Origin of the sequence: Limnohabitans sp. Hippo3, from assembly GCF_003063665.1 — a bacterium.
In the GTDB taxonomy this organism is placed as follows: Bacteria; Pseudomonadota; Gammaproteobacteria; order Burkholderiales; family Burkholderiaceae_C; genus Limnohabitans_A.
The window spans coordinates 98,398-106,047 of sequence record NZ_NESF01000012.1 but is presented as its reverse complement, the minus strand read 5'-3'; the positions used below and the strand labels follow the sequence as shown (position 1 = coordinate 106,047).

At 62.2% G+C, this 7,650-nt stretch carries 9 protein-coding genes; all 9 read right to left on the bottom strand.

Translation table 11 applies throughout. The features are described 5' to 3' along the window. Positions 1-192: 192 nt before the first annotated feature. Positions 193-969 (bottom strand): YecA family protein, encoded by a 777-nt coding sequence (locus B9Z34_RS12585; protein WP_108428465.1) that lies wholly within the window; start codon positions 967-969, stop codon positions 193-195. 132 nt (positions 970-1,101) lie between these two features. Continuing rightward, complete coding sequence (locus tag B9Z34_RS14655; protein ID WP_233249596.1) at positions 1,102-1,515, bottom strand: DUF4143 domain-containing protein; 414 nt, start codon at positions 1,513-1,515, stop codon at positions 1,102-1,104. Further along, positions 1,461-1,934, bottom strand: a complete 474-nt coding sequence (locus B9Z34_RS14650; protein ID WP_199220122.1) for an AAA family ATPase — start codon at positions 1,932-1,934, stop codon at positions 1,461-1,463. Before B9Z34_RS14650 ends, B9Z34_RS14655 begins: the two co-directional genes overlap by 55 nt. A 160-nt stretch (positions 1,935-2,094) precedes the next feature. Further along, complete coding sequence (locus B9Z34_RS12575; RefSeq protein ID WP_108428464.1) at positions 2,095-2,517, bottom strand: putative toxin-antitoxin system toxin component, PIN family; 423 nt, start codon at positions 2,515-2,517, stop codon at positions 2,095-2,097. Beyond that, positions 2,514-3,830 carry a class I SAM-dependent RNA methyltransferase gene (locus B9Z34_RS12570; RefSeq protein WP_199220121.1) on the bottom strand — a complete coding sequence of 439 codons (1,317 nt, stop codon included), beginning with the start codon at positions 3,828-3,830 and terminating at the stop codon, positions 2,514-2,516. The genes B9Z34_RS12575 and B9Z34_RS12570 overlap by 4 nt, the downstream gene beginning before the upstream one ends. 10 nt (positions 3,831-3,840) lie before the next feature. Next, positions 3,841-5,382, bottom strand: coding sequence for an RNA polymerase factor sigma-54 (locus tag B9Z34_RS12565; protein WP_108428462.1), 1,542 nt, complete (start codon positions 5,380-5,382; stop codon positions 3,841-3,843). Between the two features lie 37 nt (positions 5,383-5,419). After that, a complete protein-coding gene (gene lptB, locus B9Z34_RS12560) occupies positions 5,420-6,178 on the bottom strand; it encodes an LPS export ABC transporter ATP-binding protein (protein ID WP_108428461.1) in 759 nt (252 codons plus the stop codon). Beyond that, entirely contained in the window at positions 6,175-6,804 is a 630-nt protein-coding gene (gene lptA / locus B9Z34_RS12555; RefSeq protein ID WP_108428460.1) for a lipopolysaccharide transport periplasmic protein LptA, read from the bottom strand. Before lptA ends, lptB begins: the two co-directional genes overlap by 4 nt. A 159-nt stretch (positions 6,805-6,963) precedes the next feature. Beyond that, complete coding sequence (locus B9Z34_RS12550) at positions 6,964-7,632, bottom strand: thiol:disulfide interchange protein DsbA/DsbL (RefSeq protein WP_108428459.1); 669 nt, start codon at positions 7,630-7,632, stop codon at positions 6,964-6,966. Positions 7,633-7,650 lie beyond the last annotated feature (18 nt).

Here is a 7,650-nt window from a genome sequence, read left to right as displayed (position 1 = left end):
CTAATCTTCGGGTGACCGATGCGATCAGGCGATGGCAGGACCTACGCTACCGTTTGGCTGAACCGAGCCGAAAACGCCGCTCACAGAGGGCAACGTTGCGTAAGATATTAAGTTAGCGCATATGCGCCTTCGCGGGTATTACGCAGTGATGGGTAATCCCGGACTTGATCCGGGATCCATCTTCGCGGAGCTTCAGGCCCCGCAGCACTTCTTGTATTTTTTCCCGCTGCCGCAGCTGCACGCATCGTTGCGCCCAGGCGTGGCTTCCTTGATGACTTGCGCCACCCGGGGCCCGATGTTGCGCCAGATTTCGCGCAGGTCGTACACCGCCCACAGCGCCTCGCCATAAGCGTTCAGGCGCTCTTCGCTCACGCTGGGTGGCCCGTCTTCCGACAAGGCCGACAGCGTCGGCACCGCGTCGTCGTCTTCGGTCAGCGCCACGATGGCTTCGAGCGACAGGTCGTGCCACTTGGCGGCGTCCTTGTCCTTGGGTGTGGCCCACTCGTCGGGCCAGTTTTCCACCGCGAACATGAAGCCCAAGGCCCACACCTGCGCAAACGACGGGATCTCGCTGTCTTCGATTTCTTCGCGCTCCTCCGGTGGCAGCGAGGCGATCGCACCGCGCACATCCATCACCTCCGGCGCATAGGCCTTGTCGTCGTCCAGTGCTTCCACCGGGGTGTCCAGCGCGAGCTTGATCTCGTCAAAACGGCGCTGCCACAAGGCCATGAACTGCTGGCGCTGGGCGTCGTCGGCAAAGCTGCCGCCTTCGGGCTCGTCCGGATCAATGCCCAGCAGCATGGGCAGCCACTCGCTGTCGGGAATGGCGCGGCGGCAGCACACCAGCGCCGCCATGAAGCCCTCACAAAATTCCCACTGCGGCGTTTCTTCAAAGCGCTCGCGCAGGTCGTCCAGGATGTTGTCCAGGGTGTCAAAGTCTTCGGCTTCCAAGCCAGCGGTCGTGTTCATGGGGTGTTCCTGTTGAATGCGAGGATTGTAAGGAGGGCGTTGGACCGCATGCCTCAGCCCACACAGTGCCTGTCTACCCAGTGGGAGCGCGCCCCTGCGCGCGATGGGTTCGCCACGGGTGGCTGCGACATATCACTTGCCCCAAAGTGTCGACAACGGGGCCGCCCAGATGTTGTTGCCCAACGGCAGGGTTTCATCCCCGTCATAAAGCAACACGCCCATTTTGAAATCAGCCCCTGCCAGTCCGGCGAGCTTTCGCAGTCCGCGCAGGTCGCTTTCTTTGACGGTGGCCGATGACTTGACTTCAACCCCGACCACCTGGCCTGCGGCGTTTTCAACCACCACATCGACTTCCACTTGGTCGGGATCCCGGTAGTAAAGCAGTTGGTAATCGCCCTCGGCGGTGCTGGCATGCTTGAGCAATTCGGAATAGACAAACGTTTCCAGCACATGGCCAAAGCGTGTTTTGTCTTTTTGGGTTGCTTCAGCGGTCAAATCCAAGAGGGTGGCCAGCAGACCTGCATCGATGAATTGAAGTTTGGGCATTTTGACCATGCGCTTGAGGCGATTGCGTGCCCAAACGTCCACGCGTTGGAGCTAATACATTTGCTCAAAGATGCCGAGATACTTGGCGGCTGTCTTGTTGTCGATGCCCACTTGGCTGCCGAGTTGAGAGTAGTTGCACTCTTGATCGCCAGCAACAAACCTGGGGCGCGCTGAATCTCGTCGATGACCGCACGGTCCAATCTGCGGATCATGCCCACCGGATCTTCTTGGGCCGACAACAGGGTGAGCGCGTCATCCAGGGTCAGATAACGGAATTCGCCGCTGTGGCCAGCGATTTGCTTGATCAGTGTCGTCTGGCCGGCTTGCCGTGGACCAGCCAAAAGAACCACTGGCGTGTCGCTCATGGCTTCAAGGAGATGCGGCGCGATGAGTCGCGGGAACATTTCAGGATTGGTCATGCCTGAATGCCAGCGTAAATTCAGGAAAATTCTGGCGTAAATTTGGGAATAAAGCGCCGTAAATTTTGGATTTATGTGGGGTTTTCTTGAGACGAATGGCGGTTTTCGGGGAGACGATGTGATGCAGGGACGGCCTCCCGCAAGGGAGCCAGCGGCGGTTTCAGGGCGCCTTGGGGTTCAGTTCCACGCCGCAGCGCTCCAGGCGCTTTTTCATGCAGACCACCTGCGCGTCTTTGCTGTGCAGGGCGGCGGCGTGGACCACGGCCAGGTCGATGAATTTTTGGTCGTCGGCGTCTTTGCAGGCGTAGGGGGCTTTGGGCGCGTCGGGCTGCAGTTGGGCCCAGCGGTCAAAGTGGCCTAGCACGGCGCTGGCGGGCAGTTGGCGGTGCGTCAGGCGTTTGGCGATTTGTGGGTAGGCCAGCACACGGGCCAGCTCTTCGCGCATGGCGGCGGTGGCCAGCCATTGCGTGCTGCCGCTCTCTAAGCTGTTGCGCAAGGCTTCGGCTTGGGGTTCTTCAAACACCCACAGGTCGAGCACGATGTTGGTGTCCAGCACGCGGCGCACCGGGGTGCTCACACTCATGGGGCAGGCGTTCCGGCATCCCCTGTTTTGTCGGCAGAGGCGTCGGTTGGTGTGCGCTTCAAGCTGCCCTTGATCATGTCAAAGCGGAACAATCGGCATTCGATGGGGCCGTTCCACATGGGCACGCGGCGCGATTCTTTGAGGCGCATTTTGCTGGGCAGCTTCAGGTCGGGCGTGAGCATCCAGGCGCTCCAGCCGCTGTAGTTTTTCTTCCAGTGGCTGGCCAGTTGGGCAAAAAAGTCGCTGCCGTCGTCGGTCTGGGCGGTTTCGCGGTGGTGGCTGGGGGCGGCGGCTCGGGTGCTTGAACGCGCATCGGCCAGTGCGCCCGGCTGGAAGCTGTCGCGCCCGCGCCCGGCCACACCCGCTGCGGCAATGCGCTCGCCATAAGGCGGGTTGAGCAGCATGACGCCGGGCGTCTCGCTGGGTGGCATGCGTTGCAGCGCATCCCCGCCCCGGAACTCGATCACACCTGACACGCCTGCGCGTTCTGCGTTGCGCTCGGCAAAGTCAACCATGCGGAAGGCCACATCGCTGCCAAAGATGGGGGCGGTGGGCTCGTGTTCGTGGTCGCGGGCTTCTTCGATCAGGCCTTGCCAGACGTGGTTCTGGAAGGGCAGCAATTTCTCGAAACCAAAGCGGCGCTGCAAACCGGGCGCGATGCCGCAGGCGATTTGCGCAGCTTCAATCGGGATGGTGCCGCTGCCGCAGCAGGGGTCGTACAGGGGCACGGTGGCGTCCCAGCCGCTGGCCGCGATCATGGCGGCGGCCAGGGTTTCCTTCAAAGGCGCGTCGCCCTTGTCGGTGCGCCAACCGCGCTTGAACAGTGGCTCGCCCGAGGTGTCGATGTAGAGCGTGGCCGTTTCGGGCGTCAGGTGCGCGTAGATGCGCACGTCGGGCCAGCTGGTGTCGACGCTGGGGCGCTCGCCGCGTTTGGCGCGAAAACGGTCGGCCACCGCGTCCTTGATTTTGAGCGCGGCAAAGTTCAGGCTGTTGAGCGGGCTGTGCTGCGCGGTGATGTCGATCTTGAAGGTTTGCTTGGGCGTGAACCAGATTTCCCAGGCGACTTCGCTGGCGGCGTTGTACAGGTCGTTTTCGTTGCGGTAGTCGGTGACCGACAGCTGTACCAGCACGCGCTGGGTCAGACGGCTGTGCAGGTTGATGCGCATGGCGTCGCGCCAGGACGCGCGGGCCATCACGCCGCCACGGCCCGTGAGCAGGTCGTGGCCCGTCAGGCCCGTGATGGCGTGCACCTCGTCGGCCAAAAAGCCCTCAACGCCCGCGGCGCAAGGCATGAACAGATTCAATGAATTCACTCAAATACTCTCAAAGGGTTTTGCGCAGGTTGGCGGGCGCGATCTTCAGGGCTTCGCGGTACTTGGCCACCGTGCGGCGGGCGCAGTCGATGCCTTGCTCTTTCAGCATCTCGGAAATCTGGTTGTCCGACAGCGGCTTGGTGGGTTTTTCAGCGGCGACAAACTGCTTGATCAGCGCCCGCACGGCGGTGCTGGACGCGGCGCTGCCGCTGTCGGTGCCCAGGCCCGAGCCGAAGAAATACTTCAGCTCAAACGTGCCTTGCGGCGTGGCCATGTATTTGGCCGTGGTCACGCGGCTGATGGTGGACTCGTGCATGCCCAGCTCGTCGGCGATCTCGCGCAGCACCAGCGGGCGCATGGCCAGCTCGCCGTGTGTGAGGAAGTTTTTCTGCCGCTCCACGATGGCGGTGGACACGCGCAAGATGGTGTCAAAGCGCTGCTGGATGTTCTTGATGAACCAGCGCGCTTCTTGCAGGCGCTGCTGCAGGCCCGTATGGTTGTCGCCTTTGCCGCCGCGCAGGGCGTTGGCATAGATGTCGTGCACGCGCAGCTTGGGCATCACGTCGGGGTTGAGCTGGATGTGGAATTTGGGCGTGGCCGTCTTGCTGGTGTTCACCACCAGCACGTCGGGGATGATGATGTTTTGCTCGGCCTGCACAAAGGGGCGGCCGGGTTTGGGCTCAAGCCGGGCGATGAAGGTGATGGCCGACTTGACCACGGCTTCGCTCAGGCCACAGGCCACCGCCAGCCGTTTGAAGTCGCGCTTGGCCAGCATTTCCAGAGGTTGGGCGCAGATGGCCAGCGCCGCTTGGGCCGCTTCATCTTGAGGGTCGTCTTGCAGCCAGGCCTTGATCTGGATGCGCAGGCACTCGGCCAAGTCGCGTGCGCCCACGCCAACGGGTTCGAGCGATTGCAGCAAGCCCAGCGCCACGGTGAAACGGTGCACCAGTTCGTCGATCTGTTCGTAGTCGTCTGTGCCTGCCAAGCTGGCCGCCAGTTCGGGCAGGGTGTCGGTCAGGTAGCCGTCGTCGTTGAGCGATTCGATCAGAAAGCGCAGCGCGGCACGGTCCACTTCGGACAGGCGCAGCGACAGCGCCTGACGGTGCAAAAAGTCGGTCAGCGAGCCGCTGCTGCGGGCCAGGTCGATGGCGTCGGCGGTTTCTTCGCCGTTGTTTTGGCGCGGTGCGGCGTCGCCACCCCATTCGCTGTCGTCGGGTCGCATGTCCACGCTGCCGTCGCCGTCCCAGCTTTCGGCCACATCGGTCACGGCTTCGTCGCGGGTTTCGCTGGCGCTGTCGTCGCTGCTGCTCGTTGTGCTGGCGCTTTCGCTGACCCGGTCGCCCAAACTGACATGGGTGTCGGCCTGGTCCAGGCCAAAGGCCTCGGCAGTCGCTTCTTCTTCGCCGCGTTCCAGAAAGGGGTTGTCGTTCAGCATCTGATCGACCTCTTGTGACAGCTCCAGGGTGGACAGCTGCAGCAGGCGAATCGATTGTTGCAACTGGGGCGTGAGCGCCAGGTGCTGGGACATGCGAAGCGACAGGCCGGGCTTCATGGCTGTGCTTTCAAATTGAGAACGGGCTGGGTGTGCATCACATCCTGAAGTGTTCGCCCAGGTACACCCGGCGCACATCGGCGTTGGTCACGATCTCGTCGGGCGTGCCTTCGGCCAGCACACGGCCTTCGCTGATGATGTAAGCGTGGTCGCAAATGCCCAGCGTCTCGCGCACGTTGTGGTCGGTGATGAGCACACCGATGCCACGCTGCTTGAGGAAGGCAATGATGCGCTGGATCTCGATCACCGCGATCGGGTCGATGCCGGCAAAAGGCTCGTCCAGCAAAATGAAGCGCGGGTCGGTGGCCAGGGCGCGGGCAATCTCCACCCGGCGGCGCTCACCACCCGACAGCGCCACTGCACGCGAGTCGCGCAGGTGGTCCACCCGCAAATCGTTCAGCAATTCGGTCAGGCGTTTTTCGATGTCGGTAGACGACAAGCCCCGACCTTGTGCATTGGTTTGCAGCTCCAAGATGGCGCGCACATTCTCGGCCACCGTCAACTTGCGGAAGATGGACGCCTCTTGCGGCAAATACGACAAGCCCATGCGCGAGCGCTTGTGGATGGGCATGCGGGTGACGTCTTCGCCGTCGATCAGGATCTGCCCACCATCGGCCCGCACCAGGCCCACGATCATGTAAAACGAGGTGGTTTTGCCCGCGCCGTTGGGGCCCAGCAGACCGACAACTTCGCCTTTGTCCACTTGCACCGACACGTCATGCACCACCTTGCGGCTGCCATAGGCTTTTTGCAGGTGGTGGGCTTCCAGTCGGCTGGTGAGCACAGCTTCGCTCATGGCTTGCTGCTTTCAGCTGTGCCGGGGCTGACCCGCAGGGCCGGAATGGCCGGGCTGGGCGCAGGTGGCGTGGTGGCCGGATTGGTTTTACGGGGGGTCAGCACCGCACGCACGCGTTGGTCGCGCGGGTCGGTGGCTTTGGTGCCTGCAGCGGGGCGGTCCACCGTCATCACTTCGGTGGTGTTGTTGAACACGATTTTCTGGCCGTTGATCTGATCGGCCAACACCGTGCCACGCAAGATGCGCACTTCGGCCCGCTGGATCAAAGTGACCACGTCGGCCTTGCTGTCGTAGATGGCCATTTCGCCTTCACCCTCGGTGAATTCGTCCACGCCTTCGCGCTTTTGGCGAAAAAACACCCGCTCATTCGGGGCGGCCCAAACGTGGGCGATTTGTTGACCTTCCTTGTCTTGTTGCACCTCCATGCGGGCACCACGCAACACCATCGTGCCTTTGAAGGCCACCACCTGGCCTGTGAAGATGGTGAGCAATTTGTTCTCGTCGTGGCGCATGGCATCCGCCTCGATCAGCATGGGTTTGTCGCGGTCGGCCTTTTCGGCCCAGGCGGGCATGCCGAACAAACCCAGCCCTGAGGCAAGGAGGCCGATGGTGCGGAGGATTTTCATTGAGGGCATGAATCTTGCTGGTGACGAATTTTGATTGTAGGCGCAAGCCAGGCTGTATCGGCGGCGCAGGCATGCCTGTGGCGTAAAAAAACCCGCACTGGCCTGGGCCGGGCGGGCTCTGCGATGGGCCACCACCCCCTCGGGGCTGCCCGCAGGGTTTTATTTTTTCGCGGTCGGGGCGCTGGCCGGGCTGGTGCGCGACTGGGCAATCAGGGATTCCGCGACTTTCAGGGCGCGGTCCATGCTGCCCGCCAGGGTGCCATCGATGTAGTAACGGCCTGCCACGCCCAGCGAAGGCACGCCTTCGACCTTGTATTCGTTTTGCAGCTGCACCGCCCGCTTGAGTTTGGTGGCCACGCCAAAGGATTTGTAGATGTCGTTGAACTTGGCTTTGTCCACGCCTTGTTTCTCGGCCCAGGCCAGCACGCTGGCGTCGGTGTTGAGCATCAGCTTTTCCACATGGATCGCAGCAAACACCTTGGGGTGGAGCGTTTCCATCAGGTTCATGGCCTCGATCGTGAAAAACAGGCGCTGCTGGGGGGCAAAGTCATCACGGAAGGACACGGGGATGCGGCGCACCACCACGTCTTTCGGGGCGTTTTTCACCCATTGGGCAAAGCTGGGCTCAAAGGCGTTGCAGTGCGGGCAGCTGTACCAGAAGAACTCGATGACCTCGATCTTGCCCGCGCCGGCTTCGGTGGCGACGGCACGGTCCAGCGTCAGAAAGTCCTTGCCGGATTTGAACAGGGCGGCCTGAGCCCAGGCCACAGGTGCGCTCAGCCAGGCGCTGGCGCTCAGCAAGGCGGAAGAGAAGAGACGGCGTTTCATGGACATGCTCCAAATAAG